General features: G+C 64.5%; 27 protein-coding genes and 1 pseudogene. 16 read left to right on the forward strand and 12 right to left on the reverse strand.

Annotated features, from left to right (window positions below):
* Nucleotides 1–18 precede the first annotated feature (18 nt).
* From J5251_RS08955 to J5251_RS08970, 4 genes are read left to right on the forward strand one after another with little or no spacing between them, the layout of a single operon-like run.
* Nucleotides 19–1,452: a glutamine synthetase family protein gene (locus J5251_RS08955; RefSeq protein ID WP_208575844.1), complete on the forward strand. Its 1,434-nt coding sequence runs from the start codon at nt 19–21 to the stop codon at nt 1,450–1,452.
* The gene (locus J5251_RS08960) at nt 1,449–2,177 is read left to right on the forward strand and encodes an ABC transporter substrate-binding protein (protein WP_244250869.1); all 729 of its coding nucleotides are present in this window, start codon (nt 1,449–1,451) and stop codon (nt 2,175–2,177) included. Before J5251_RS08955 ends, J5251_RS08960 begins: the two co-directional genes overlap by 4 nt.
* The gene (locus tag J5251_RS08965) at nt 2,174–2,908 is read left to right on the forward strand and encodes a gamma-glutamyl-gamma-aminobutyrate hydrolase family protein (protein WP_208575846.1); all 735 of its coding nucleotides are present in this window, start codon (nt 2,174–2,176) and stop codon (nt 2,906–2,908) included. Before J5251_RS08960 ends, J5251_RS08965 begins: the two co-directional genes overlap by 4 nt.
* Nucleotides 2,905–3,732, forward strand: a complete 828-nt coding sequence (locus J5251_RS08970) for a gamma-glutamyl-gamma-aminobutyrate hydrolase family protein (RefSeq protein WP_208575847.1) — start codon at nt 2,905–2,907, stop codon at nt 3,730–3,732. The genes J5251_RS08965 and J5251_RS08970 overlap by 4 nt, the downstream gene beginning before the upstream one ends.
* Nucleotides 3,733–3,749: 17 nt before the next feature.
* Here J5251_RS08970 and J5251_RS08975 read toward each other — a convergent pair whose 3' ends face one another.
* Together J5251_RS08975 and J5251_RS08980 are read right to left on the reverse strand one after the other, a co-directional pair.
* On the reverse strand, nt 3,750–4,466 hold the full coding sequence (locus tag J5251_RS08975; protein WP_139005013.1) for a cache domain-containing protein: 717 nt from the start codon (nt 4,464–4,466) through the stop codon (nt 3,750–3,752).
* The gene (locus tag J5251_RS08980; RefSeq protein WP_208575848.1) at nt 4,463–5,224 is read right to left on the reverse strand and encodes a FadR/GntR family transcriptional regulator; all 762 of its coding nucleotides are present in this window, start codon (nt 5,222–5,224) and stop codon (nt 4,463–4,465) included. The genes J5251_RS08975 and J5251_RS08980 overlap by 4 nt, the downstream gene beginning before the upstream one ends.
* Nucleotides 5,225–5,397: 173 nt before the next feature.
* Between J5251_RS08980 and J5251_RS08985 the strand changes: the two genes are divergently transcribed.
* Nucleotides 5,398–6,777, forward strand: coding sequence for an NAD-dependent succinate-semialdehyde dehydrogenase (locus tag J5251_RS08985; protein WP_208575849.1), 1,380 nt, complete (start codon nt 5,398–5,400; stop codon nt 6,775–6,777).
* A 96-nt stretch (nt 6,778–6,873) separates the two neighbouring features.
* On the opposite strand, the gene J5251_RS08990 is transcribed toward J5251_RS08985, so the two are convergent.
* From J5251_RS08990 to J5251_RS09000, 3 genes are read right to left on the reverse strand one after another with little or no spacing between them, the layout of a single operon-like run.
* Nucleotides 6,874–7,872 (reverse strand): metal ABC transporter solute-binding protein, Zn/Mn family, encoded by a 999-nt coding sequence (locus tag J5251_RS08990; RefSeq protein ID WP_208575850.1) that lies wholly within the window; start codon nt 7,870–7,872, stop codon nt 6,874–6,876.
* Nucleotides 7,873–7,931: 59 nt separating this feature from the next.
* Nucleotides 7,932–8,054 (reverse strand): type B 50S ribosomal protein L36, encoded by a 123-nt coding sequence (gene ykgO / locus J5251_RS08995; RefSeq protein ID WP_133409460.1) that lies wholly within the window; start codon nt 8,052–8,054, stop codon nt 7,932–7,934.
* Nucleotides 8,051–9,196 (reverse strand): GTP-binding protein, encoded by a 1,146-nt coding sequence (locus tag J5251_RS09000; RefSeq protein WP_208575851.1) that lies wholly within the window; start codon nt 9,194–9,196, stop codon nt 8,051–8,053. Before J5251_RS09000 ends, ykgO begins: the two co-directional genes overlap by 4 nt.
* 155 nt (nt 9,197–9,351) lie before the next feature.
* On the opposite strand from J5251_RS09000, the gene J5251_RS09005 reads away from it, so the two are divergent.
* Nucleotides 9,352–9,918: an HhH-GPD-type base excision DNA repair protein gene (locus J5251_RS09005; protein WP_208575852.1), complete on the forward strand. Its 567-nt coding sequence runs from the start codon at nt 9,352–9,354 to the stop codon at nt 9,916–9,918.
* Between the two features lie 35 nt (nt 9,919–9,953).
* Here J5251_RS09005 and J5251_RS09010 read toward each other — a convergent pair whose 3' ends face one another.
* Nucleotides 9,954–10,508, reverse strand: coding sequence for a dihydrofolate reductase family protein (locus tag J5251_RS09010; RefSeq protein WP_208575853.1), 555 nt, complete (start codon nt 10,506–10,508; stop codon nt 9,954–9,956).
* Nucleotides 10,509–10,666: 158 nt separating this feature from the next.
* On the opposite strand from J5251_RS09010, the gene J5251_RS09015 reads away from it, so the two are divergent.
* From J5251_RS09015 to J5251_RS09025, 3 genes are all read left to right on the forward strand, one after another.
* Nucleotides 10,667–11,362, forward strand: coding sequence for a DsbA family oxidoreductase (locus J5251_RS09015; protein WP_208575854.1), 696 nt, complete (start codon nt 10,667–10,669; stop codon nt 11,360–11,362).
* An 81-nt stretch (nt 11,363–11,443) separates the two neighbouring features.
* Nucleotides 11,444–11,719 (forward strand): hypothetical protein, encoded by a 276-nt coding sequence (locus J5251_RS09020; protein ID WP_240793040.1) that lies wholly within the window; start codon nt 11,444–11,446, stop codon nt 11,717–11,719.
* A 111-nt stretch (nt 11,720–11,830) separates the two neighbouring features.
* Nucleotides 11,831–12,064, forward strand: a complete 234-nt coding sequence (locus tag J5251_RS09025; RefSeq protein ID WP_139005025.1) for a zinc-ribbon domain-containing protein — start codon at nt 11,831–11,833, stop codon at nt 12,062–12,064.
* Nucleotides 12,065–12,078: 14 nt separating this feature from the next.
* Here J5251_RS09025 and J5251_RS09030 read toward each other — a convergent pair whose 3' ends face one another.
* Nucleotides 12,079–12,696 (reverse strand): class I SAM-dependent methyltransferase, encoded by a 618-nt coding sequence (locus tag J5251_RS09030; RefSeq protein ID WP_208575855.1) that lies wholly within the window; start codon nt 12,694–12,696, stop codon nt 12,079–12,081.
* A 54-nt stretch (nt 12,697–12,750) separates the two neighbouring features.
* Nucleotides 12,751–13,527, reverse strand: coding sequence for a type 1 glutamine amidotransferase domain-containing protein (locus J5251_RS09035; RefSeq protein WP_208575856.1), 777 nt, complete (start codon nt 13,525–13,527; stop codon nt 12,751–12,753).
* Between the two features lie 117 nt (nt 13,528–13,644).
* Between J5251_RS09035 and J5251_RS09040 the strand changes: the two genes are divergently transcribed.
* Together J5251_RS09040 and cofE are read left to right on the forward strand one after the other, a co-directional pair.
* Nucleotides 13,645–14,649, forward strand: coding sequence for a TIGR03557 family F420-dependent LLM class oxidoreductase (locus J5251_RS09040; RefSeq protein WP_208575857.1), 1,005 nt, complete (start codon nt 13,645–13,647; stop codon nt 14,647–14,649).
* Nucleotides 14,646–15,380, forward strand: a pseudogene (gene cofE / locus J5251_RS09045) (coenzyme F420-0:L-glutamate ligase); the annotation flags it as partial. The gene J5251_RS09040 and the pseudogene cofE, both read left to right, overlap by 4 nt.
* Nucleotides 15,381–15,484: 104 nt before the next feature.
* Here the strand turns inward: cofE and J5251_RS09050 are convergent.
* From J5251_RS09050 to J5251_RS09060, 3 genes are read right to left on the reverse strand one after another with little or no spacing between them, the layout of a single operon-like run.
* Nucleotides 15,485–16,429 carry an ABC transporter ATP-binding protein gene (locus J5251_RS09050; RefSeq protein ID WP_244250870.1) on the reverse strand — a complete coding sequence of 315 codons (945 nt, stop codon included), beginning with the start codon at nt 16,427–16,429 and terminating at the stop codon, nt 15,485–15,487.
* Nucleotides 16,426–17,529, reverse strand: a complete 1,104-nt coding sequence (locus J5251_RS09055; protein ID WP_208575859.1) for a putative F420-0 ABC transporter permease subunit — start codon at nt 17,527–17,529, stop codon at nt 16,426–16,428. Before J5251_RS09055 ends, J5251_RS09050 begins: the two co-directional genes overlap by 4 nt.
* Complete coding sequence (locus J5251_RS09060) at nt 17,526–18,533, reverse strand: putative F420-0 ABC transporter substrate-binding protein (protein ID WP_208575860.1); 1,008 nt, start codon at nt 18,531–18,533, stop codon at nt 17,526–17,528. The genes J5251_RS09055 and J5251_RS09060 overlap by 4 nt, the downstream gene beginning before the upstream one ends.
* Before the next feature lie 277 nt (nt 18,534–18,810).
* On the opposite strand from J5251_RS09060, the gene J5251_RS09065 reads away from it, so the two are divergent.
* Genes J5251_RS09065 through J5251_RS09075 form a run of 3 tightly spaced genes read left to right on the forward strand, consistent with a single transcriptional unit; the run spans nt 18,811 to nt 22,185 of the window.
* Nucleotides 18,811–19,659 (forward strand): nitrilase-related carbon-nitrogen hydrolase, encoded by an 849-nt coding sequence (locus tag J5251_RS09065; RefSeq protein WP_139005032.1) that lies wholly within the window; start codon nt 18,811–18,813, stop codon nt 19,657–19,659.
* Nucleotides 19,660–19,695: 36 nt separating this feature from the next.
* Complete coding sequence (gene hydA, locus J5251_RS09070) at nt 19,696–21,117, forward strand: dihydropyrimidinase (RefSeq protein ID WP_208575861.1); 1,422 nt, start codon at nt 19,696–19,698, stop codon at nt 21,115–21,117.
* 9 nt (nt 21,118–21,126) lie between these two features.
* Nucleotides 21,127–22,185: a TIGR03842 family LLM class F420-dependent oxidoreductase gene (locus tag J5251_RS09075; RefSeq protein ID WP_208575862.1), complete on the forward strand. Its 1,059-nt coding sequence runs from the start codon at nt 21,127–21,129 to the stop codon at nt 22,183–22,185.
* Between the two features lie 34 nt (nt 22,186–22,219).
* Here the strand turns inward: J5251_RS09075 and J5251_RS09080 are convergent, their stop codons facing one another.
* Entirely contained in the window at nt 22,220–23,284 is a 1,065-nt protein-coding gene (locus J5251_RS09080) for a helix-turn-helix transcriptional regulator (protein WP_208575863.1), read from the reverse strand.
* An 86-nt stretch (nt 23,285–23,370) separates the two neighbouring features.
* On the opposite strand from J5251_RS09080, the gene J5251_RS09085 reads away from it, so the two are divergent.
* Nucleotides 23,371–23,835 carry a cupin domain-containing protein gene (locus J5251_RS09085; protein ID WP_208575864.1) on the forward strand — a complete coding sequence of 155 codons (465 nt, stop codon included), beginning with the start codon at nt 23,371–23,373 and terminating at the stop codon, nt 23,833–23,835.
* Nucleotides 23,832–24,233, forward strand: a complete 402-nt coding sequence (locus J5251_RS09090) for a DUF1304 domain-containing protein (RefSeq protein ID WP_139005037.1) — start codon at nt 23,832–23,834, stop codon at nt 24,231–24,233. The genes J5251_RS09085 and J5251_RS09090 overlap by 4 nt, the downstream gene beginning before the upstream one ends.
* The last annotated feature ends 107 nt before the right edge of the window (nt 24,234–24,340 follow it).

The following is a 24,340-nucleotide window of genomic DNA, read 5'->3' on the forward strand; positions in this document are numbered from 1 at the left end:
ACGAGAGAGAAGACCATCATGACACTCACCCCCGTGCGGCCCGACCTGGCCGCCATCGACCTGCAGCAATCGCTCAATGACCGCGGCGCCTTCGCACGGCACCAGGAGCGCAACCTGCGTCCCGAAACCGTGCGCGAGCTCGGCCGCAAGATCGAGGAGGCCGGCGTCGAGTACGTGTACTACGCACTGCCGACCATCGGCTCCCGCATGGTGGCCAAAATGGTCCCGGCCAACCACTTCAAGCGCAACCTGGAAAAGGGCATTTGCTTCCACCGGACGGCGCTGTCCGACCTGCAGAATGACCGCCACGGCAACCTGATCGGCGGCGGCATCGAGGCGCGCGAGTTCTGGGCGCTGCCGGAGCCGGATACGTTCGTGGTGCTGCCATGGGACACGTCCGTGGCGCGGATTTTCTGCACGGCCTACGAGCCCCCGCACCTGCCGGAGGTCGGCGGCCGCGTGCTGCCGATCGACACCCGCTCGCTGCTGATCCGCTCGCACGAAGCCTTCACCGCCCGCACAGGCTTTGAGGTCCGCTCCGGGACCGAACCCGAGATGACCTGGGAGGGCCCCGGTCTCGAGGTGGTCAAGAAGCCCGGCACCAGCCCGGCCTACCAGGTGGAGAACCTGGAGCGCATGCGTCCGATCTACAAGAAGCTGGTCACCTACGCCAAGGCCATGGGCTTGGACATGATTGAGGGCGACTACGAAGACGACGGGCAGCTCGAGCTCAATTGGATGTACGACCGGGTGGAAAACACCGCCGACCGGCTGGTCACCTACCGCCAGATCTGCAAGCAGGTTGCCCGCGAGTTCGGCGTCACCGCCAGCTTCATGCCCAAGCCCTACAACGGCCAGATGGGCAACGGTTGCCACCACAACCTGAGCCTTTGGGACGGCGACACCAACGTGATCGAAGATGACGGCAGGGTGGAACTGCACGTTTCCGAGACGGCTAAGCACGCCATCGGCGGCCTGCTCACGCACGCCCCCGGTTCGATGGCGGTCATGGCCAGCACCGTGAACTCCTACAAGCGGTTCTGGGACGCAGGCCAGTTCGCTCCCAGCACGGCGAACTGGGGCCTGGACAGCCGCGGCTGCCTGGTGCGCATCTCCTCCAATGGCCGGATGGAGTACCGGGTACCGGACGCGGCAGTAAATCCGTACCTGTCCCATACGCTGCTTATCGCCGCCATGGAGGACGGTCTGAACCGCCGGCTGGATCCGGGGATGCCCGACGACGGCGGTGCGGACGTTCCGGCCCTCGGCGGCCAGCTGCCGCTCACCCTGGGCGACGCAATCGACGCCTTCGTCTCGGATACCTACCTCACCTCGGCGCTGCCGGCGGACCTGGTATCGATCTACACCCAGCTAAAGCAGGAGGAGTGGGCCCGCTACTGCGGCGCCATCACCGAATGGGACCGCGAGATGTACTGGGAGACCATTCCGTGAGCCATGTTGAGACTGTTTCGGCAGGCGTCCTCCGCCTGGCCTGCATCGACTCCGAGGCGCCGCCGCTGTTCAACCTGGTTGACGACGCCGGCAACCGCCGCGGGTACGAACCGGAGGCGGCCGAACTGGTCGCCTCCGTGCTCGGCCTGCGCATCGAATGGGCCTACCTCGACTGGGACGACATGCTGCCCGCTGTCCGTGACCACCGCGTGGATGCGGTTTGGTGCGGCCAGGGCATCATTCCGGAACGCCAGGCCGTGGTGAACTTTACCGACCCGTACGCTGTGTTCGACGAGACCGTGCTGGTGCGCAAAGGCGATCCGGCCCGTTCGCCGGCTGACCTCGCGGGCTACAAGGTGGCGGCCATCGAAGGCAGCGCCAACATGAAACTGGCCGTCACCTTCGAGGGAGCCGAACCGGTTGCCTTCACCGGCGCGGACGTCTTCGGCGACATGCTGGCGGCTCTGCGCAACGGTGAGGTGGATGCCATGGTGGACGACGACGTCGTAACCGTGCCGCTGGGTGAAGACCCGGCGTACGATGTCGCTTTTACCCACCCCACAGGTAACCGGTGGGGGATCGGCGTGGCCAAGGACAACCCCTTCCTGCTGGCCGAACTCAACACGGCACTGGCAACGGTAGTGGCAGACGGGCGGCTGGAGCGGATCTGGACCAAGTGGATGCCGCACCTGCCGTACGCGCTGGCTGCGGAGGTGGCTGTATGAGCCGCCCCTTGATCGGCGTTCCGGGCATGTGGTCCAACTCCGTCCACGGCCTGCGCTTCGATGGCGTTGCCGTGGCCGCCAAGGTGCTGCGCTGCATCGTTGCTGCCGGCGGGGAACCGGTCATCATGTTCCCGGGAAGCGGTGACAGCGCCGCCGAGCAGGTAGCCCGTTTCGACGGCGTGCTGCTTCCCGGCGGCGCCGACGTGGCGCCCGAACTCTATGGAGCAGAACCGGACGAACATTACTGGCCCACCGACTACTCAGGCCAGGACGCTTATGAATCGGCCATTATGGCCGCCTGCATCGAAGCGGGAGTGCCGTTACTGGCGATCTGCCGCGGCCTGCAGCTGCTCAACGTATCCCGGGGCGGGACCCTGCTGCAGCATCTGGAACCGGGTACCGTCCAGCACAAGGATGCGATCCACCCGGTCACCGTCTCGACAGACTCCCTGCTGGCAACAGTGGTCGGATCCGGACGGGTGGATGTTTCCTCGTACCATCATCAGGCCGTTGGTGTGCTCGGTGAGGGCTTGCAGGTCACGGCGGCCGCAGCGGACGGCGTGGTGGAAGCGCTTGAAGTGCCGGGAGCTTCAATGCTCGCCGTCCAGTGGCACCCGGAAGACACCGCAGAGACCAATCCCGCCGACCATGCGCTGTTCGTCTGGGTTGTCGATGCGGCCAGGCAGCGCCGTGACAAGGCTGCCGCTACGGCACTGGCAGGCGCCCGGTGAGCGGGCTGCGGGTCAACCCCGCGGATGTAGTTCCCGCCGGCTTCGGCGGCCTGCCAGCGGATGCGCCGCGCGTCGCCGTCGTTGTTTCACTAGCGTTCCCCGGGATGACCCAGCAGACGCTGGAGTTGATGGAGCGGTTTACGCGTGTCGCGTTTGAAACACTGTTGGCGGCCGGTGCGCGGGCCGAACTCGTGGACAGCGCGGCGGAACAACTGACTCCCGAAGCAGAGCTGGCCAAGTACGACGGAGTTCTCTTTCTGGGCGGCGGTGACGTGGATGCGTCGCTGTATGGCCACACCGGGCCGGTACCGAACTCGTACGGAGTCGATCTGCGGGCGGATCAGTACTGTGTGGAACTGATCCGCGGTGTGCTGGAGCGGGACCAGCCGTTGCTCGCCATCTGCCGGGGGTCACAGCTGCTCAACGTAGCCTGTGGCGGCACACTGATCCCTGATCTGGATCCATGGCATCTGCACCGCGGGGCGCCGGGACAGCCGATGTTCCTGGACGAGAAGGTGAACCTGGCTCCCGGCTCGAAGGTGGCGGCCATCCTTGGCCGTCCTACGGTCACCGTGCGCTCGGGGCATCATCAGGCGGTGGGAACCGTGGCAGCTGAATTGAGAGTTGCCGCTCTGGCGCAGGACGGTGTGGTTGAAGGTACGGAGCATCCGGGGAAGACCTGGGTGGTCGGCGTGCAATGGCATCCGGAGGACTCGGACGGGGACGCGAATGATCGGTCCCTGTTGTTCGAAGAGTTCGTGCGCCAGAGCAGGCTGAATCCGGCCGCTGCGCCGGGCAGGACGCAGGAGCCGGCCAACGCCTGATCAGTTGATCTGCGCGGTCATCCGGCCGCGCAGATCAACTGCAGGTTCAGGTTGGGGACGTTCAGCGGTATGAAGCAGAATCCCTCGGGCGCTGCCTTGATCCGTTCCCCCACGATGAAACGTCCGGAGTTGCCCAGGATCACGCGGTTCTGGCCATTCAGGATGGCGGCATCTCCAGGAATCCGGCGGATGATCGGGATGAACTTGTTTTCGATGTCGCGGATCCGGATGTCGCAGCCGGTTACACCGATGAAGGTTCCATGGACATAGGTCGGCACGGTACAGGTCATGATGTATTCGTCGAAACCGAGATAGTCCACATAGGGTCCCGCAATGGATTGCCGGCCGGTTTTGGCCGCGATGGAAAACCAGGGGAGCTGCTCGTAGTCGTAAAACCGTTCGCCCTCGGGAGCTAAATCAAAATCCAGCTTTTCGATATTCCCGGAATCAGTTCTGAACCACCATTCCAATACTCCCTCCGCGTCTTTGATTGCGGAGATTGAGAAGATTACTCCAGCGCCGACAACAATGTCGTGGGAATTGAGGAATGCGGTAGATATTTTGCGTAATCCGGTAATGTCTTTCGGCGATATTTTTATGCCTGAGGGAATTCTTGCTTCGAGCTGTTTTTCCACCGTGTGAGCGGCGTCGTATAGGTCCTGGTACAGCTCATTGAGCCATGCCTCGATGGCCGTCGCACTGCTGATGGCGCGGGGTGAGGCGGGCGCGGTCATGAGATCTCCTGTTCATCGCCTGCATGGGCAAGCGTGAGCTTGGTGTCAATGAGGTGGTAGGTGTTCCGCCGGATATGTTCGACAACCAGGCGCTGAGCGTTGTCTGGTTCGTCCGCCCTGATCGCATCGACAATACGCACATGCTCACGGGCGGCCGTGGCCGGGTCGAACACACCGGCAATCGGGCTCCACAGCAGCTGGCCAACCTCGGATTGCAGCCGGATCTCCAAGCTGGTTAGCCGCGGAGACTGGGCGACCACTGCCAGCTCAATGTGGAAGCGGCTGTCTGACCTTGCCTGTGCTTCAGGGGAATCGGCTCCGGCCAGTGCCTTGGCCAACTGTTCCAGCCTGTCCAGGTCCTTGGGATGCGCGCGATCGCATGCCAGGCGGGCAGCTGCTGCGGCCACGGCGGTTTGCTCGTCACCGAGATCCCGCAGATCGGCAATGGAAGTGTCCCGGAGATATTTCCGTAACTGCTGTTCCTGGGCTGCAGGTGACTTGACCACGAACGTTCCGCCGTTGCGGCCCCGGCGTGTTTCAACTACGCCGCGTTCCCTTAGTTCAGCGAGGGCTTCACGAAGGGTGGCTCCCGCTACGCCGAACATATCGGAAAGCTCGGACTCCACGGGCAACCGTTCGCCGACGCGGAGCATGCCCAGGGCAATTGCCGTGGATATCCTCTGGACGATGGCCTCCGACCGTTCCTTTTCGGGCAGGGAGCGATAAATCTGGGACTGCAACGCCGGCGGTGATGCCACGATTCTCTCCCTTCTGCGGAGCGACAACTGAATGTCGGGTTTCCGACGAATCACTTATGGATCATTCTACTTTACGCCACTGCTGCATATTAGCCGTCCGGCCGCGCAAGACATATCAAGAAATGTCTCGAATTTGCTGGATATGAAGTCTTCCTGCCGATATTTTTGAAAGCATGACTTACTACAAGAGTATAAATCCCGCTACCGGCGAAACGCTGCGGGAATTTCCGGCTGCCGGCGACGAAGAAATTTCCGCGTCACTCAAGAAAGCACAGACCGCCTACGACTCATGGCGGCAGACTGCGGTTCCGGAGCGAACTGCCGTGCTGCTGCGCGTAGCCGAACTCTACCGGGACCGTCGGGATGAGCTGGCGGGAATCATCAGCCTGGAAATGGGTAAGCCGATCAGCCAGGCCAGGGGCGAAGTAGGACTGGTCGCGGACATTTACGAGTACTACGCAACCGAAGGTCCGGCGTTCATGAAAGATGAGCCGCTGATCGTCCGCGGCGGCGGAGAGGCCGTTGTCCGTTCGGCACCGGTCGGAGTGCTGCTCGGCATCATGCCGTGGAACTATCCCTACTACCAGGTGGCCCGGTTTGCCGCTCCGAACCTGATGCTGGGAAACACGATCCTGCTCAAACACGCGCGCAACTGCCCGCAGTCGGCGCTCGTGATGGAGGAAATCTTCCGTGCCGCCGGGTTGCTCGACGGTGCCTATGTCAACATTTTTGCGACCAACGAGCAGGTCGCTGGAATCATCGCCGATCCCCGGGTCCAGGGCGTCTCCCTGACAGGCAGCGAGCGTGCGGGGTCTGCCGTAGCGGAGGTGGCTGGCCGCCACCTTAAGAAGTATGTGCTCGAACTCGGCGGAAGCGATCCGTTCATTGTGCTGGACTCCGAGGGTCTGGATGCAACGGTCAAGGCTGCGGTCGGCGGACGCATGAGCAATGCCGGCCAGGCCTGTACTGCCTCCAAGAGGTTCATCATCGTCGAGGACCTCTATGAAGAATTCGTGGATAAATTCACCAAGCGGATGGCGAGGATCGAGCCGGGCGACCCGCTGAAGCCCGAAACGCGCTTCGGCCCCCTGTCATCGCGGGCTGCTGCCGAAGAACTGATCGAACAGATTGAGGATGCGGTGGACAAGGGCGCTGAATTGCTCACGGGCGGCAAGCTTGTCGAAGGACAGGGAGCTTACGTGGAGCCGACGGTCCTCACCGGAGTGCGGCCCGGGATGCGTGCCTACTCGGAAGAGCTCTTTGGCCCCGCTGCGGTCATCTACAAAGTCCGGGATGCCGAGGAAGCCGTCGAACTGGCGAACGGGTCGCCCTATGGTCTCGGCGGAGCCGTCTTCAGCGCCGATGTGGAGAAGGCCAAGGAAGTTGCCGACCGGCTGGACACCGGCATGGTGTTTATCAATTCTGTGGCGGATTCACAGCCTGATCTGCCTTTCGGCGGTGTTAAACGCTCCGGCGTTGGCCGCGAGCTGGCCAAGTACGGCATGGCCGAATTCGTGAACAAGAAGCTGATCCGGGTGCCTGCCGCAGGTTAGGAAGGGCAGCAGCAACTGCCCTTCCAACGGTCAGGTCCGAGGGCAATGGTCCAGCGTCCAACTGGAGCATTGCCCTCGGCAGACGAAGTTCTGTTTTCAGGACCGCAGGGCTGCTTCGAGCCTGTCGATGTTGCCGTTCATCCACTCCACGTAGGAGACATCCTCGGGAAGCGTTTCGGTGAAATCGACCACTGGTACACCCGTCTCTTTGGCCATGGACTTCAGGCTCTCTGACTGTGGACCTTCCACCTGGCTGTTGTAGGCCAGCAGAACGACGCTTCCTGAGGTCAGGAGGTCCTGCGCTTCCTTGATCTCGGTCGGGGGAGCATCGTTCCCGGCTTCGATCGCTGTAGTGAACTCCTCCGGCGTCTTGTCGACAAGACCGACGTCGGCGAGGAGATGCTCGGCCAGCGGGGCGGTGGCGGCGATGGCACTGCCCCCATGCTCCTCACGCAGATCCTCCACGCGACCTTCAAGGGTTGCCAGCTCATCGGTGAACACCGCCGCGTTGGACTCATACGTGGCAGCATTCTCGGGGTCCAACTTGGCTAGCTGCGCGGCAATCTCATCGGCGATCCTGGCAATGGCCGGGAGCGAATACCAGACGTGTTCATTGACCGCGCCGTGGGCGTGTTCGTGCTCGTCGGCATGTCCGGCGGCTGGCTCATCTTCGTGGGCTTCGTGTGCCGCCGCCTCGTCTTCCTGTGCGGCATCGAGTCCCGATACTTCGAATGCATCGATCACTGCCGCCACATCCGCGTCTCCCGCGAGCTGTTCCATGAATGGATCAAAGCCACCTCCGTTACGGATGACGAGGTCAGCCTCGGATAAAGCAAGACGGTCCCTGGCCGTGCCCTCGTAGGAGTGCGGGTCCTGGCTAATGCTGTCGATGATCGCCGTGGCCGACACCTTCCCGCCGCCGACGGTTTCCGCGATGTCGCTGTAGGTGTTCGTGGATGTGACGATGCTGATCTTGTCACTGGATGCTGCGGCTGCTTGGGTGCCCGCTTCGGATCGGGAGCCGGCGCAAGACGTTAAGGCGAGGGCCAGGACTGCCGTTCCGGCTAGTGCCGATCGGCGGAGTTTGGAGTGCATATGAAAATACCTCGGTGGTTGGGACTGTCTGTTGTGAGGGGAACGTCAGGGCTGATGCTTCAGCCCTGACGGGCTTTCATCCGCGGGTTCTTCTTGTTGATGACGAACGTGCGGCCACGTCGGCGCACGACCTGCGCACCGGGGATCTTCTTCAACGCCCGAAGTGAGTTGCGGACCTTCATTTTCTTCTTGGCTCCATTTCTGCTGCTTCTGTGGATTCGCTGGTATCCAGGCCGAAGGGATCCGGAAACCCGTCCGGATGCTGGGCGATTTCGGCTGGGGTTAGGGCGCAGCCATCGAGAAGTTCTCGAAGTTCTTCTGGTTGGATGTCTTCGCCGGTGACGGCTATGACCGTCGCCCTGTCACCGGATTCGGCATTCCAGTCCAGGATTGCGTCCGTACTTCCGGCCGGGTGGCTATTGGTGGCATCAGGCAGGTCAGCCGCCCAGGGGCCGGTGTTCTCAAGCAATACACGCGGACCGATGCCTTGGATTGCGATCCTGCAGGTTGGCGCCGAAGCCATCCACAGGCGCCCACGCAACCAGACGCACCCTTCGGCCAGTTGGGGCAGAGCTTGCCGGAAACGTCCGGGATGCAGTGGCCGGCGGACCCGGTGCAGAACGGTGGTGAATACGGTGGACGTGTCCGCAGCCGGAATCCGCACCCTGCCTGGCAGGGACCGTGCCTGGGCCTCGGCGGCATCGTGGCGCGCCGGGGAGCGAGTTGATCCTGCTTCGATCAGGGTGGAATGCGGTGCGAGTTCGCGCAGCAGTAACAAGCCTCTGCCTCGGTGGTTCCCGGCACTGGAAGGGAAAGGCCCCGCCACGAAGACCGTGTCGCTGAAGCTCAGTTCTTCCAGGAGGAACTCGCCCGCGGTTCGTTCCTCTTTGCGGGCGGCGGTGTAGCCGGATCCAAAAAGTGTGTGCCTGTCCCACATCTGGTCTTCCAAGGACGAAGGATCGCACGCCAGGACGACTGCGCCGATGGTAAAGGGACTCTTCACCCCCTGAGTGATTCCGTGGACTGCCATGGAGGCCGCCATCGTAGGCGGCAGCCCCATGATGATGTGCTCGTAGCCGTCGGCAAGCAAGCGCTCAACAGTCGGTGCCACATCCAATCTCACCGTGCAGCTGAGGCAGCCGTGCTCCAGCAAGTTTTCGTGCCGCTCCAGCAGTCGGCCGTCATGGAAAACCTGCCGCACCACGGTGCCGTTTTCCAATAGGTCATGGATGACGACGGCGGTATTCATCTTCCCGCTGGAGAGGTGCTGGAGCGCCGGGGCGCGGCAAAGAGCGTCCAAAGAACTGACGAGTGTGATGTGCATGCCAGCCAGCATACATGAGAATCGTTCTCATTACGTCTCCGTGCCGCCAGCTGCAGGGATCCGAAATGGTCTAAGGACCGCATTGGACGTTCCAAAAAGCGTCTGGGTGTAGCTTGAGGGATAGCCAATGAACTCTTCCGAGGGGAGCCCTGACCATGGCCGATCTTTACCTGTCCGGAGATCCGGTTGCCGACGATTTGCTGAACGCCAATCCGTTCGCCCTGCTCACGGGGATGCTGCTCGATCAGCAGATCCCGATGGAAGCAGCCTTCAGCGGTCCGGCAAAAATGGCCGACCGCCTCGGCGGGCTGGATGCGCAGCAGGTTGCCCAGATGGATCCTGAAGAGTTCCTCGATGTATTCCGGCAGAAACCCGCCGTGCATCGATTCCCTAAGTCCATGGCCGGCCGGGTGCAGGATCTCGCACGGTCAATCGTCGACGATTACGACGGCGACGCGTCGGGCATCTGGACCGCGGGAAATCCGGATGGTGCCGAGGTTCTAGCACGCCTGAAAGCGCTGCCCGGGTTTGGCGAGCAGAAGGCGAAGATCTTCTTGGCGCTGCTGGGTAAGCAGTTTGGGCTGGAAGCCGCTGGCTGGCGGGAGGCAGCCGGGGACTATGGCCGCAGCGACGTCGCGATGTCGATCGCCGACGTCACCAGCCCGGAGTCTCTTGTTGCAGTGCGCGAATACAAGCGGCAGCAGAAGGCGCAGAAAAGGTAGCGGTAGCTCTGGCCTGCCCGGATGGCCGGATCCTGCTAGTACAAATTTTCGCCGAGCAGCCCATACTTCATGATCACGTTGCCCTTGCTGGTGATTTGGGAGTCCTGCAGGAACAGCCGCGTTGTGGGGTCCTCGGGTTCGAACAGGTGCTTGCCCTTGCCGGCGATGACCGGATGCTGCATTAGCGTCAGTGAGTCGAGCAGCCCGGCGAACAGCAGTTGGCGCACAACCGAGATGCTGCCGCAAACGGCGATATCGTCGCCGTCGCCCATCTTGAGCTCGCGTACGAAGTCTTCCAGTCCGCCGTCGATCAGCCGAGAGTTCTGCCACTCGAGGTCGCCGGTGAGCGTCCGGGAGGCAACAAACTTCTCGATCGGGTTGATGAAGTCGCCGAAGGGATCCGAGGCGGTGGGCCAGTAGTCGGCCCACTGTTCGTAGGTCGTCCGGCCCAGGATCACTGTGGATGTGCTGTTGATGAAATCACCCAGACCAGCGCCGAGTTCGTCATCGAAACTGTCGAACTGCCACTGATCCGGGGATTCAACCACGCCGTCGACAGAGTGGAAGAGGCCTGAGGTTACTTTCCGCATGAGAATTCTCATTTCTGCTGCTGATTGCCTGTGGCGGACTGTTTGGAGAACTGGCTGGTGGCAGGCTAGCGGAGACGGGCTGGAAGGACAATAGCTGGCAGTAGCACGGAATCAGGCATTCCGGTAAGTCCCCTTGGGAACTGGGCTAGCCTTGGGGCATGACGCGGCCAAATGTTTCCCCCGGAACCGTTACTGTCTTCACCGATGTCATGTGCGGCTGGTCCACGCTGGCGCTGCACCGTTTCTACGAAGCGCGCGACGCGGCCGGACTGACCGGGCGCCTGCATGTTGACCTGCAGTTGTTCCTGCTTGAGGATCTCAACCGAACCGCCCTCACAACCCGGATGATCGAACCGGAGAAACCGGTCATCAACGCGTTAGCCCCGGAGCTGGAGTTCACGGAGTGGCAGCACGATCCCTATGAGTGGCCGGTGACCAGCCTGCCGGCCAACGAAGCGGTTCATGCCGCTAAAGAACAATCGTTTGCGGCGGCCGAGGAACTCGACATGGCGTTGCGGCTGGCATTCTGGCGGGACAGCCGCTGCATCAGCATGCGCCATGAAATTCTCGACGTGGCAGTCAGGTGCAAGGAAGTCGACGTCGACCGGTTGCGCGAGGCGTTCGATTCGGGCCAGGCGCGGGGACCTATGATGCAGTCCTACTTTGCCCACCGCGACGATGTCCAGGGCAGCCCGCACTTCTTCCTCGCCGACGGTACGGATGTAGTGAATCCGGGGATTGAGCTGCATCAGGAAGGTGAGGGCGGCACCGAAGTCCCCGTGGTCGACGACGACGAGCCTGGCGTTTACGACGGCCTGGTCCGGCACGCGGCGATTGCCGCCGGAGTCGCTTAGCCTCCGGCGCCGGATGGCAAAACGGCTTGCGGGGTTGTGGGGCAGTGCAGAGCTTGGCAGAGTGGTAAGTGTGCTGATGGATTGGCGCAGACATCCTCACAGCAGGACAATCAGGAAAGCGGGTACATCATGCAGATCGACAAGCGGCAGATCCTCGACCTCCTCCGGTCTACGGGCGACACAGGCAAGGCCGAGCAGGCCGAAAAGGACCTGCCGGACCAGGTAGACACCGAACGCGATTCCGGACTGCTCTCCAACCTCGGGATCGACGTGAACGCACTGCTCAGCAAACTTCCCGGCGGACTGGGCGACAAGCTCGGCGGCCTCGGAGACAAGCTCGGCGGTTTCGGCCGCTGACCCAACAGACCCACCAGCCACCATCTAAATAAGCTCCGGCCCGGCACACCGCACGATAGTTGGGGGTGTCGGGCCGGCCTGATCCATCAACTGCCAGACGGAGGAGTTGCCATGCTGATCCTGTTCGGCTTCAGCCGGAGGCCGCGTGTCCTGGCCACCCGACCGGGCACCTGCCCGTTCTGTGCCGTGTTTGGACCGCAGCGCATTATTGAAGAAGCGGGAAAATTCTCCATCTTCTTCATCCCTGTCTTCACCACTAGCCGGCGCTACTACTCAGCATGCCCGAACTGCGGGGGCCAGACCGAGATCTCCAGGCAGCAAAAGGACGCGCTCCTCCAGGCATAGCGCACGTCCCCGCGTTACTTCGGCGTGCTGGCACCCATCACGAGCGGGTTGAGCGGCTGCCATTTCGGCCCGATGAAGAACTCTTCGTCCAGCTTCACGGTAAAGCCGGCGGCAGCCATGGCCCCAACGGTGTCGCGGTTGGGGTTGCAGCCCTGCGCGGCAAAGTGCCACACCGGGCGGACCAGATCCTGGACCCTGGCATGGGCGCCGAAGCCGCGGACATGTTCGAGGAACAGCAGCTTCCCGCCGGGCTTGAGCACCCGCCGTGCCTCGGCCAGGGCGGATGCCTGGTCCGGCACCGTGCAGAGCACCAGCGTGTAGACAACGGCATCAACGCTGGAATCCGCGGCTGGCAGCCGGGCCGCTTCGCCGTCGTCGATCGTCACGTCTGCCCTTGCAGTGGTGCGCTTCGCTTCCAGCCGCTTGCGCATATCCGGGTCCGGTTCCACCGCCACAACAGTGCACGACGGCGGGAAATACGGCAGATTCGCGCCGGTTCCGGCGCCGACATCGATCACCCTGCCCTGTAGGCCGGACAACAGCGCCGCCCGGCGCTGACCGAGCACCTGGGTCTCGGCGAAGCGCGTGGCGGAGTCGTAGCGCGCGGCAAAGAACGCGCTTTTCAGCCCCACGGTGTAGCCGCCTCCGGTTCGGCAGCCGCCTTGCGCCCGGCTGCCCTGCGCCGCTCAGTAGTCATCGTCGCGAACATCTTCGTCCCGGTCGGCATCGAATTCGGCTTCATCGTCCTGGGCTCCGCCGGGAGCAGGCCCGAGCGCCGCGAGGACTTCCTTGGCCACGGCCTCGCTGGACTGGGGGTTCTGCCCGCTGATGAGATTGCCGTCGAGGACCACGTTGCTGGCCCACGCGGGACCCGCCTGTACGATCGCGCCGTTGGCCCGCAACGTAGATTCCACCAGCCAGGGCGTGTTGTCGCCGGTGCCGCCGCCGAGTTCCTCCTCGTCGGTGAAAACGGTCAGACGCCTGCCTGCAAAGGCGAACTCGCCGTTGTCATTCCTCGCGCTGAGCAGTCCGGCCGGGCCATGGCAGAACGGGGCGATGATGATTTCCTCACGGTCAGCCTCGACCAGCAGCCGGCCAAGGTCCGAGTCCGTGGCGAGGTCGGCCATGGGGCCGTGGCCGCCGGGCAGCACAATCGCGTTGAAGTAGGAGGCATCGACCTCGGAGAGCACAAAGGGGTGCGAAAGCTCGGCGTCGATCTCCTCCAGATAGGCTGCGAAATCGTCTGCCTTCTCCTGGCTGCCAGCCGACTCCGCGGTGAGGCTGACCGCGTCGACTGTGGGTTTCCTGCCGCCGGGGGTCGCGATATTGACGGTGTGGCCGGCTTCGCTCAGCAGACGGTGGGAGACCACCAGTTCCTCGGCCCAAAAGCCGGTGGGGTGCTCGGTGCCGTCCTTCATCGTGAGCGAGTCTGCGGCCGAAACGACCATAAGGATCCGTGCCATGCTAATGCTCCTTGCGCCGGGATGGATATCTCCACCGTGCCACAGCGGCGGCGCCGGCAACAGGGTGCTGAACCAGCACTCTTGTTTTCCCAAACGTTCCGGTGGAAGTATTCGTTCATGACTACGTCCCTGACAATCGGTTACGCTGCGATGCTCGAGCAGTTCCACCCCCGCGAGGCAGTTGAACTCTCCGAATATGCCGAGCAGAAGGGCTTCTCCGGCGTGATGGCGGCGGACCACTTCCAGCCATGGGTGCCGGCGCAGGGCGAATCGGCCTTTGTCTGGAATGTGCTCTCCGCCCTGGGGGAGCGGACCAAGGGGGACATCGGGCCCGGCGTCACGTGCCCGACTTTCCGCTGGCATCCGGCGATGGTGGCGCAGGCCTCGGCGACGCTGGCGGCCATGTATCCGGGCCGGCACTGGCTGGGGCTGGGCTCGGGGGAAGCGCTGAACGAGCACATCACCGGGCAGTACTGGCCGGAACCGCCGGAGCGGATCAACAGGATGTTCGAGGCGATCGAGATCATCAACAAGCTGTTCACCAACTCGCTGGCGGGAAAGGATGTCCGGCACAACGGCGCCTACTACAAGATGGAGTCCACCCGGTTGTGGACCATGCCCGAGGTGCCACCCGAAATCCTGGTGGCTACCGCGGGCCCGGTCACGGCCAAGCGCGCGGGCAAGCATGCCGGCGGACTGATAACCGTGGGGGCGCCGCTGGATAAAGTGGCGATGCTCTTCGACCGTTTCGACGCCGGGGCCAAGGAAGCGGGCAAGGATCCGTCCCGAATGCCGAAGGTGCTCCAGCTGCATCTGAGCTGGGCCCCGACCTACGAGGAAGCGCTGTCCAACGCCATGACCGAGTGGCCAAACGGCGGCATGAAGTTCCCCAAGGGGGACATCCGGTCTCCGTTCGAGCTGGAGCAGATGGCCAAGCTGGTCCGGCCGGAAGACTTCGAAGGCCGGCTGGTCATCTCCGAAGATCCGGACGTGCACCGCTCCTACATCCAGAAATTCGCGGATCTGGGGTTCGACCGGATCTACCTGCACAACGTGGGCCGCAACCAGCGCGAGTGGATCGACGTGTTCGGCGCCAAAGTCCTTCCGGTGCTGATCCGATGAGCCTGCGCGCACTGTCCGTCTTCGCCATCGAGGGCATCGGCGAAATCGCTGCCGGCGACGATCTGGCAGCCATCATCCAGCAGGCGGTCGGCGACGAGCTGCAGGACGGGGACATCCTTGCGGTCACCTCCAAGATCCTGTCCAAGGCCGAGGGGCGCATGCGGCCGGCGGCGGACCGCGAGGAAGCGATAACGGCGGAAACGGTACGGGTCGTCGCGACGCGTGCGCATGCGAACGGCGTAACCCGGATCGTGGAGAACCGGCTGGGCATCGTCTCCGCCGCGGCCGGGGTGGACGCCAGCAATACGCCCGAGGGGACCGTCCTGCTGCTGCCCGTTGATCCGGACGGCTCCGCGGACCGGCTCCGCGCCGAACTGCGCCGGCGCAGCGGCGTGAACGTCGCCGTCGTCGTCACGGATACTCTCGGGAGGCCATGGCGGAACGGGCAGACGGACGTGGCGATCGGCGTGTCCGGGCTGGCGCCGCTGGCCGACCTGCGGGGTTCCGTGGACAGCGCGGGCCGCCGGTTGAGCGCCACGGTCACCGCCGTGGCGGACGAGGTCGCTGCGGCGGCGGACCTGGTCAAGGGCAAGACCAGCGGCTGCCCCGTTGCGGTGGTGCGCGGGTTGGGCGGCCTGGTTTTGGCTCCAAATAACGACGACGACGGCGGCGCGCGCCGTGGCTACGCGGGTGCGGCTGCTCTGATCCGGTCGGCCGAACAGGACATGTTCCGGCTGGGCACGGCGGAAGCGATGGAGGCGGGCCGGCAGGAGGGACTCGAAGCCGGACGCCGCGAGGGGTTCGCCGCCGGCCGGCGGGAAGGCTACCGCCAGGGTTATGAAGCAGGACTGGCGGCAGCCCGGGTGGAAGCACGGGAGGAGGGCTGGGCCGAAGCAGTGCGCAGTGAAGCCTCGGGCAACGGGCTCAAGGCCACCAGCGGCCTGCCCGTGAGCGGGTGCTCCAGCACCACGGCGTCCACCCCGTAGACCCGGCGGATCAGGTCCGGCGTCAGGACTTCCGGTGTGGGCCCGGCCGCTACGACTTTGCCCTCCTGCAGGACAATCACCTGGTCGCAGTAGGCGGCGGCGATGTTGATGTCGTGCAGCGCGGCCAGGACCGCCACTCCGCCGGCTGCCAGGTTGTGGACCAGCTCCATGCTGGCCAGTTGGGCGTTGACGTCCAGATGGTTGGTCGGCTCATCGAGCAGCAGGACTTCCGGTTCCTGGGCGAGGGCCTTGGCCAGCTGGACCCGCTGGCGCTCGCCGCCGGACAGGGTGCCGTACCGGCGCTGGGCGAAGCTGTCGAGGCCCACCGCGGTGAGGCTGCGCCGGGCAACGCCCAGGTCCTCGTCGCTGGTGCCTGCCAGCAGGGAACGGTAAGGCAGCCGGCCCAGCAACACCACATCCAGCACGGTCAGCGGCAGGTCAGTGTCTGCCCTTTGCTCCACGAAGGCCAGCTGGCGGGCGCGCTCCTTGCGGCGCAGGGCATGCAGGTTGGAACCATTCAGCTGGACGGAACCGGTATGGGGCACGGCGACGGCGCCCAGCAGCTGCAGCAGGCTCGATTTGCCCGCGCCGTTGGGACCGAGCAGCGCGGTCACGGTGCCTGCCGGGACGTGGCAGTCCACGCCGTCGAGAATGAGCTTGCCGCCTGCCCGGTAGTCCAGGCCCAGTCCCTGCAGCGAAACGCCGGGCGGCGCGGCGGGAGAAGCTGGCGTGGCCGCGTCGCCGGAACGCCGGCTCGAGGTCAAGGGCTGCACGGGGCCGGTTACCGGATTCATGAGGCGTTCCTCCAGCGCCAGAGCATGACGATGAAGACCGGCGCTCCGAGCAACGCGGTAATGATGCCGACCGGGATTTCGCGCGGGTCGAACAGCGTCCTGGCCAGGGTGTCCGCCCAGACCATGAACAGGGCGCCGGCCAGGGCGGAGAGCGGAAGCAGCGCGCGGTGCCGTGCGCCCGTCAGCAGCCGGACGGCGTGCGGCAGGATCAGGCCGACGAAGCCGATGGAACCGCTGACCGAGACCATGGCCCCGGTGAGTATGGCCGTTCCGCCCAGCAGGAGCCATCGGATGGCGGTGACATTAAGGCCGAGGGCCGCCGCTGCGATGTCGCCGAACGCGAAGCCGTCAAGGATCCGCCCGGACAGCACTACCGGCGTACCGGCCAGGGCAAACGCGACGCCGGTGATGGCGACGGAGCCCCAGGTTGCGGCCGACAGTGAGCCCATCATCCAGCTGAGCACTTCGCGGTAGGAATCGCCCTGTGCGGAGAAGAAGATGATGAAGGAGGCCAGTGCGGAAGCCAACGCGGAGACCGCCAGCCCGGCGAGCACCGTGCGGGTGGGGGTGATGACGCCCAGGGCCGAAGCCAGTCCGAGGGTGAGCACCATCGCGGCCATCGCGCCGGCAAACGCCGCCACCGGCAGCAGTACTGCGGCGCCCAGCAGGAGGACCGCGACGGCGCCCAGCGAAGCTCCGGAGCTCAGCCCCAGCAGGTAGGGGTCGGCCAGAGGATTGCGTGTGAGTGCCTGCATGACCGCGCCGCTGACGGCGAGGCCGGCGCCGACCAGCGCGGCCGTGAGCAGCCGGGGCAGCCGCAGCTCCCAGACAATGCCGTCCTGGATGGCGGTCAGCTCGACGGCGGCGCCAAAGCTCTCCGGACGAAGGCCCAGATGCCGGAGTATGGAGCCGAGTACCTGCAGCGGCGACAGGTTGGCAGGGCCGATCGAGACAGTGATTAGCACCGAGGCGACGAGCGCGGCCAGCAAGACTGCGCCCCACAACACACCGGACATCGGCCGCCGGCCGGACAGGGAACCGGCAAAGGTGCCGGGCGCCGTCGTCGTTATCTTGAGCCTTGGGTGCTCGCGCAGGCTCATGGCTGATCGAGCTCGGCCAGCTGGTCCGCCAGGGACTGGACTGTTTCGACGCTGCGGACACCGGCTTCGGAAGCGGCGAAAGGGACCACCAGGTACCGGCCCTCCTTGACCGCGTCCAGCTGCGAGATCACCGGATGTGCCTCCAGCACGCCGATCTTCTTCTCGGTGCTGCCCCAGCTGGAATCCACCAGCACTATGACATCGGGATTCCGTTCCGCGACAACTTCCCAGGACAACGGGGACCACGCCTGGTCCACATCGGCGGCCACATTCGTCAAGCCCGCCGCCTCCATCACCAGCTGGGGAGCTCCGCTGGCGCCGCCGACAAACGGGGTGTCCGAGCCGGAGCTGTACCAGAGCGCAGAGAGCTCCTTGCCGTGCGGCTCTATTGCGTCGAGCTGCTCCCGTTGTTCATTGACGAGCTGGGCGGCCGCGGCATCGGCGTCGAAAATCCGGCCCATTTCCCGGATGCTGGCGAAGATGTTCTCGAAGGTCAGCGGAGCCGGCCGGTAGCCCGGCTGCTGGCACGCCGCGGGCGAGACATAGGTGTTGATGCCGAGCTTGCCCAATGCCTCGCGCTCGCCGGCGCCGTCCGCGGAGAAGTTGGATTCCCACCCCGCGTAGATGAAGTCGGGCTCCAGCGCCAGCACCGGTTCCTGGGCCGGCAACTGCTCGGAGATCACCGGGATGTCCTGCTGCCACTGCTCCGGCACGGGGCCGTCGGCGAAGGCCGTTCCCACCATCCTGTCGCCCAGGCCGAGGGCGAGCAGCAGTTCCGTGCTGGTGGATTTGATCGTCACGGCACGCTCCGGCGGTGCCGTGAAGGTGACCTTGGTGCCGCAGTTATCCACTGTGAAGGGAAAGCCCGAAGCCGGTGCGGAGCCAGCAGCAGCGGAGCCACCCGGAACGGAACCGGCCGGCGCCGGGCTGCCGCACCCGGCGAGCACCAGCGAAGCCGCGGCCAGGAGGGGCAAAACGGAGCGTAACGAGGCGGGATTGCGCATGGGACCTCGGTTCGTCGGCCAGGCGCAGTGGTGTTGGCAGCCAGCGCGCCGGGGCGCTGTTCAAGGGAACCGGCGACAGCCGGTGACCGGCGGCCCAATTCCAGGCCGTGCGGGCCGGTCATACGCAACCGGTGGGTCCGAGACCGAGTATAGGCCCCATTTAAATTCCATTGGAGGTTTCGGACTTCGAACCATGGTTTTCCCAGTGCAGCGGGGCTATTGTGTCAGCACGTGACGGACGTTGGGCCCAGTCTTTAAGGCATATCGGAGGCAGTCGATGACAACGGTTAGGGCAGCACTCACACAGACCACCTGGACCGGGGACGAGGAGTCCATGGTCAGGAAACATGAAGACTTCGTGCGCAAGGCAGCGACCGAGGGCGCCCAGGTGATCTGCTTCCAGGAACTGTTCCATGGGCCCTACTTCGGCATCGTCCAGGACAGCAAGTACTACGACTTCGCGCAGCCGGTGCCGGGTCCGTTGACGGAACGCTTCGCCAAGCTGGCAGCCGAGCACCACATGGTCATCATCCTTCCGGTCTATGAAGAGGAACAGCCCGGCATCTACTACAACACCGCCGCGGTGATAGACGCGGACGGGACGTATCTGGGCAAGTACCGCAAGAACCATCTGCCGCATGTGGACAAGTTCTGGGAGAAGTTCTATTTCCGGCCCGGCAACCTCGGCTGGCCGATCTTCGACACCGCAGTGGGCAAGGTCGGACTGAACATCTGCTACGACCGGCACTTCCCGGAAAGCTGGCGGGCGCTCGGCCTCAACGGTGCACACTTGGTCTTCAACCCGAACGCCTCCAAACCCGGCCTTTCCAACCGGTTGTGGGAGCTGGAACAGCCGACCGCCGCTGCCGCCAACGGCTACTACGTGGTGGTGCCGAACCGCGTGGGATCGGAAGCCAACGAGTTCGGCGACGAGGCCGTGAACTTCTACGGCACCTCCTATGTTGTGGACCCGCAGGGGAACTACGTGGGCGAACTGGGCAGCGGCAGCGAAGAGGAGCTGCTGATCCGTGACCTGGACATGGACCTGGTGCGCACCGCCCGCAACAGCTGGCAGTTCTACCGCGACCGTCGCCCTGATGCCTACGGGCCGATCGTCGCGCCGTAAGCCGCCCGCCCCCGAGAATTTGGCAGGAGTAACCCGATGTCTACATCCTTGATCGCCGGCGGGACCGTGGTCAGCTCGACAGGCCGCAGCGAAGCGGACGTGCTGATCGACGGCGAAAAGATCGTAGCCGTACTGGCGCCCGGTTCGACCCTGCTGGGCCATGACCTGAAGTCCTCGGTGGACACAGTGCTGGACGCCGCCGGCAAATATGTTGTCCCCGGCGGGATCGACGCGCACACGCACATGCAGATGCCGTTCGGTGGCACCGAGGCGAGCGACACTTTCGAAACCGGGACACGCGCCGCCGCCTGGGGAGGTACGACGACGATTGTGGACTTTGCGATCCAAAAGTACGGTGAGCGCGTGATGGACTCGCTGCAGTCCTGGCACGACAAGGCCGACGGCGAATGCGCCATCGACTACGGCTTCCACCAGATCATCGGCGACGTGAACGACGATTCTCTCAAGGCCATGGAGGGCCTGACCGGCGAGGGGATCTCCAGCTACAAACTGTTCATGGCGTATCCGGGTGTCTTCTACAGCGACGACGCGCAGATCTACAAGGCGATGCGAGTGGGGGCCGAAACCGGCCTGATGACCATGATGCACGCCGAGAACGGTCCGGCCATCGATGCCATGGTGGCCGAACTGCTCGCCCAGGGCAAAACCGATCCCTACTACCACGGGGTGGCGAGGGCCTGGCAGATGGAGGAGGAAGCCACCCACCGGGCCATCATGCTGGCCAACCTCACCGGCGCCCCGTTGTACGTAGTCCATGTCTCGGCCAAGCAGGCCGTGGCCCAGCTGGCGGCCGCCCGGCACAACGGCCAGAACGTCTTCGGCGAAACCTGCCCCCAGTACCTGTACCTCTCGCTGGAAGACCAGCTGGGTGCGCCGGGCTTCGAGGGGGCCAAATGGGTGTGCTCCACGCCCTTGCGGTCCAAGCTTGAGCATCACCAGGACCACATGTGGCAGGCGCTGCGGACCAACGAGCTCCAGATGGTCTCCACCGACCACTGCCCCTTCTGCATGAAGGGGCAGAAGGACATGGGCGTGGGAGATTTCTCCAAGATCCCCAATGGCATCGGCGGCGTGGAGCACCGGATGAACCTGATCTACCAGGGCGTCGTGGACGGCAAGATCCCGCTGGAGCGCTGGGTGGAAATCACCAGCACCACCCCCGCACGGATGTTCGGCATGTACGGACGCAAAGGCGTCATCACCCCCGGTGCCGATGCCGACGTCGTTATTTACAACCCGCAAGGGCATACGTCCATCGGATTGGAGAAGACCCACCACATGAACATGGACTACTCCGCGTGGGAAGGCTTCGAGATCGACGGCCACGTGGACACCGTCCTGTCCCGCGGTCGCGTCATCGTCGACGACAACCAGTACCTGGGCAGCAAGACGCACGGGCAGTATCTCAGGCGTGATCCCAGCCAGTACCTGATCTAGGAGCGAGCGATGGAATTCGGAACAGTCCTCCAGTGCAACCCGCCGGCCGCGCGCACCGTGGCGTTGGCGAAGAAGGCCGAAGAGCACGGGTTCGACTACGTCTGGACCTTCGATTCGCACCTGCTGTGGCAGGAGCCCTACGTGATCTACAGCCAGATCCTGGCCGAGACCCGCACCATCAAGGTGGGCCCCATGGTCACTAACCCGGCCACGCGGGACTGGACCGTCACGGCGTCCACTTTCGCCACCCTGAACCAGATGTACGGCAACCGGACCGTGTGCGGAATCGGCCGCGGCGACTCGGCGGTGCGGGTGATCAACGGTGCGCCGACCACCCTGAAGACACTGCGCCAGGCCGTCCATGTGATCCGCGAACTGGCCAACTCGCGCCCGGTCGAATACAACGGGGCCACCCTGCAGTTCCCGTGGAGCGCAGGGTCCGAACTGGAGGTGTGGGTTGCCGCCTACGGTCCGCTGGCGCTGAAGCTCGCCGGCGAAGTGGGGGACGGTTTCATCCTGCAGCTGGCCGATGTAGACATTGCGGAATGGATGATCCAGACCGTCCGCCAGGCTGCTGCCAACGCCGGACGGGATCCGCTGGCGGTCAAGTTCTGCGTCGCCGCTCCGATGTACGTGGGCCAGGACTGGGAACACATGCGCGATCAATGCCGCTGGTTCGGCGGCATGGTGGGCAACCACGTGGCCGACATTGTGGCCAAGTACGGCTCGGACTCCACGGTGCCGCAAGCCCTGACCGACTACATCGCCGGCCGCGACAGCTATGACTACAACGAGCACGGCCGGGCCGGCAACATTCATACGTCCTTCGTCCCGGACGAGATTGTTGACCGGTTCTGCGTGCTCGGCACGGCGGAGCAGCACATCGAGAAGCTGGAAAAGCTCAAGGCGCTCGGCGTGACCCAGTTCGCCGGCTACCTGCAGCACGACAACAAAGAAGAGACCTTGCGGGTCTACGGTGAGACCATTATGCCCGCGCTGCGGGAGCACGTGGTGGCCAAGGCGGAAGCGGATCGGCCCGACCGGACCCGGCGACAGGCCTCCACATAACGGCGGCAAACAGAGTACGACGGCGGTGCGGGCCTCAGCGCGCGATGGTTTCCTTGTTGGGCTCCACCGCGTCGGGCCGCAGGCGTGCCGCGAGTTGGCCGCGGCTGTGGACGCCGACCTTGGCGAAGACGGACTTCAGATGGTCCTGCACGGTATGCGCGGAGATGAAGAGCCGGTCTGCGATCTCTGCCGTCGAACGGCCGGCGATGACCTCGGCGCAGATGTGCCGCTCGCGGGGGCTCAGCCCGTAGGCGGCCAGCAACAGGGCAACCAGTTCTTGTCCGGCGGCCGGCTCAATAACGACGGCGGTCGAGGACTCCTCCGCACCGAGCAACAGCGACGCACGGAGGATCGCCCACTGCCCGCGGGCGTCGCGCAGCTTCGCCCGGAACTCTCCCGTTGACGACGTGCGGGCGCCGGCGGCCATCACGCTCATCATGGTCAGGAAGCGTCCGGGCGAAATCTCGTCCAGCCGGTTCCGCCATTCCAATGCACCGGGCGTTGCCGACCGCAGTTCTCCTTGCGGCCCGGTAATCACGATGGCCCGGCCGGTTCCCGGCGGGGCTCTGTGGAGTTCGGAGCGCACCGCCAGCCGGGTCGCTGAGGCAATGGCCGGCGCCACGCCTACGAGGAATTCCGTTTCCCGATCTGTGAAGTCGCGGCCGGCGCGGACCATGCCCGCCGCGCCCCAGCATGCGCCGTCGGCCAGGAAGAGGACGCGCAGTTCGCGGTCCAGGCCAAGCGGCCGCCACACCTGGTTGAGCCGGATGCTGTGCCTGCGTTCGCGTTCCGGCAGTTCGGACAGTGCGGCCACGGACTGCTTGCGGGCGGCCAGGGCGGCAAACCGGTGGGGCTCCGCCGTCGCATATTCGGCCTCCGCCAGCAGCGGCTCATACGCTGCCGGAATCCTCGTCTCGCCGCTGGCCATGGTGCTGATGACCAGCGTTTCCGGATCGATGGTGGCCCAGCAGGTCAGCTCCGTGCTGATCTCCCGGCACACCAGGCGGATGGCCTCGGCGTGCAGTTCGCTGACGCCCAGTCCGGTGGCGGCAAGTGCCGCGATGTTCCTGCGGACGCGGTAGGCCCGCTCCTCCCACATAAGAAAAGTATCCCACCGGGCGCCACCGCACGGATCCCCTTAATTCTGGGATCGACGCGGTCATAGCGGGTTTCTAGCGTGGAGTCATGGCACATCTTATTCAGCACACAGCCGCTGGCGAGGGCCAGGAATTCGTCTCGCCGGACGCCGTCCTGACGGTGAAGATCGACGCCGCACACACTGGCGGAAACTACGAAGTCTTCGAGGTTGATGCCCCGCGCGGCCCGGCCACACCGCCGCACCGCACCGGTTGGGCGAAGGCGTACTACGTACTCAGTGGCCGCATGATCGTCCAGATTGACGACGACGGGTACGACTTGGGGCCGGGGGAGTCCGTTGCTATCCCGCCGGCAGCCCTGCATACCTTCACGGTGCTCAGCCCCTCGGTCAAGTTCCTGACTGTGAGCCTGACTGATGGCATGGGCAGGTTCCACGCCGACCTGGACGCGACCGTGCCGCACAACCGGCCAATGGAGGAGACTCTGGCACAGGTACGCGAGGTGCTCGCGCGCCACGACGTGACCGTCGAAGGAATGGAGCGTGTGCCATGACCGGCGTGGTTTGGGGCTTCGCCCTGCTAGCCGCGGTGCTGCACATCCTCGTCTTCGTCTGGGAAGCCCTGCTGTTCCGCCGCCCCGGAGTGCACGGGCGCATTTTTTCGACGCCGGCGGTCGACGTTCCGGCCATCCGTCTGTGGGCTTTCGGGGTGGGCTTCTACAACCTCTTCCTGGCAGCCGGCCTGATCCTCGGTGTCATTCTGTGGGCTGCCGGTGAGGTCGCCGTGGGCCGGGCGCTGGTCGTCTACATCTGCCTGTTCATGTTCCTGTCCGGAATCGTGCTGCTTATCGCGGACCGGCTGGCCCTGAGCCGGCCCCGCGGAACGGGAATCAGCAGTGCCGTAGCCCAAGGCGGCCCGCCTCTCGTGGCTCTCGTCGCCGCGGTGCTGTAACCCAAGATTTCCCTCGGCTTGTGCGCCGAGACTATGACGTGGCGGATCCTTTCTGCCGCCGGTTTGGCTGAGCGCAACTGCATGCGGACGTGAGTGAGACCCAAGTT

Origin of the sequence: Arthrobacter crystallopoietes, from assembly GCF_017603825.1 — a bacterium.
Taxonomy (GTDB): Bacteria; Actinomycetota; Actinomycetes; order Actinomycetales; family Micrococcaceae; genus Crystallibacter; species Crystallibacter crystallopoietes_B.

What these genes read in the sequence shown, in the direction of transcription:
- J5251_RS08955 (WP_208575844.1), top strand. Translation starts at nt 19, where the DNA reads ATGACACTCACCCCCGTGCGGCCCGACCTGGCCGCCATCGACCTGCAG.
- J5251_RS08965 (WP_208575846.1), top strand. Translation starts at nt 2,174, where the DNA reads ATGAGCCGCCCCTTGATCGGCGTTCCGGGCATGTGGTCCAACTCCGTC.
- J5251_RS08975 (WP_139005013.1), bottom strand. Translation starts at nt 4,466, where the DNA reads ATGACCGCGCCCGCCTCACCCCGCGCCATCAGCAGTGCGACGGCCATC.
- J5251_RS08985 (WP_208575849.1), top strand. Translation starts at nt 5,398, where the DNA reads ATGACTTACTACAAGAGTATAAATCCCGCTACCGGCGAAACGCTGCGG.
- J5251_RS08990 (WP_208575850.1), bottom strand. Translation starts at nt 7,872, where the DNA reads ATGCACTCCAAACTCCGCCGATCGGCACTAGCCGGAACGGCAGTCCTG.
- ykgO (WP_133409460.1), bottom strand. Translation starts at nt 8,054, where the DNA reads ATGAAGGTCCGCAACTCACTTCGGGCGTTGAAGAAGATCCCCGGTGCG.
- J5251_RS09000 (WP_208575851.1), bottom strand. Translation starts at nt 9,196, where the DNA reads ATGCACATCACACTCGTCAGTTCTTTGGACGCTCTTTGCCGCGCCCCG.
- J5251_RS09005 (WP_208575852.1), top strand. Translation starts at nt 9,352, where the DNA reads ATGGCCGATCTTTACCTGTCCGGAGATCCGGTTGCCGACGATTTGCTG.
- J5251_RS09010 (WP_208575853.1), bottom strand. Translation starts at nt 10,508, where the DNA reads ATGCGGAAAGTAACCTCAGGCCTCTTCCACTCTGTCGACGGCGTGGTT.
- J5251_RS09015 (WP_208575854.1), top strand. Translation starts at nt 10,667, where the DNA reads ATGACGCGGCCAAATGTTTCCCCCGGAACCGTTACTGTCTTCACCGAT.
- J5251_RS09025 (WP_139005025.1), top strand. Translation starts at nt 11,831, where the DNA reads ATGCTGATCCTGTTCGGCTTCAGCCGGAGGCCGCGTGTCCTGGCCACC.
- J5251_RS09035 (WP_208575856.1), bottom strand. Translation starts at nt 13,527, where the DNA reads ATGGCACGGATCCTTATGGTCGTTTCGGCCGCAGACTCGCTCACGATG.
- J5251_RS09040 (WP_208575857.1), top strand. Translation starts at nt 13,645, where the DNA reads ATGACTACGTCCCTGACAATCGGTTACGCTGCGATGCTCGAGCAGTTC.
- J5251_RS09050 (WP_244250870.1), bottom strand. Translation starts at nt 16,429, where the DNA reads ATGAATCCGGTAACCGGCCCCGTGCAGCCCTTGACCTCGAGCCGGCGT.
- J5251_RS09055 (WP_208575859.1), bottom strand. Translation starts at nt 17,529, where the DNA reads ATGAGCCTGCGCGAGCACCCAAGGCTCAAGATAACGACGACGGCGCCC.
- J5251_RS09060 (WP_208575860.1), bottom strand. Translation starts at nt 18,533, where the DNA reads ATGCGCAATCCCGCCTCGTTACGCTCCGTTTTGCCCCTCCTGGCCGCG.
- J5251_RS09065 (WP_139005032.1), top strand. Translation starts at nt 18,811, where the DNA reads ATGACAACGGTTAGGGCAGCACTCACACAGACCACCTGGACCGGGGAC.
- hydA (WP_208575861.1), top strand. Translation starts at nt 19,696, where the DNA reads ATGTCTACATCCTTGATCGCCGGCGGGACCGTGGTCAGCTCGACAGGC.
- J5251_RS09075 (WP_208575862.1), top strand. Translation starts at nt 21,127, where the DNA reads ATGGAATTCGGAACAGTCCTCCAGTGCAACCCGCCGGCCGCGCGCACC.
- J5251_RS09080 (WP_208575863.1), bottom strand. Translation starts at nt 23,284, where the DNA reads ATGTGGGAGGAGCGGGCCTACCGCGTCCGCAGGAACATCGCGGCACTT.
- J5251_RS09085 (WP_208575864.1), top strand. Translation starts at nt 23,371, where the DNA reads ATGGCACATCTTATTCAGCACACAGCCGCTGGCGAGGGCCAGGAATTC.
- J5251_RS09090 (WP_139005037.1), top strand. Translation starts at nt 23,832, where the DNA reads ATGACCGGCGTGGTTTGGGGCTTCGCCCTGCTAGCCGCGGTGCTGCAC.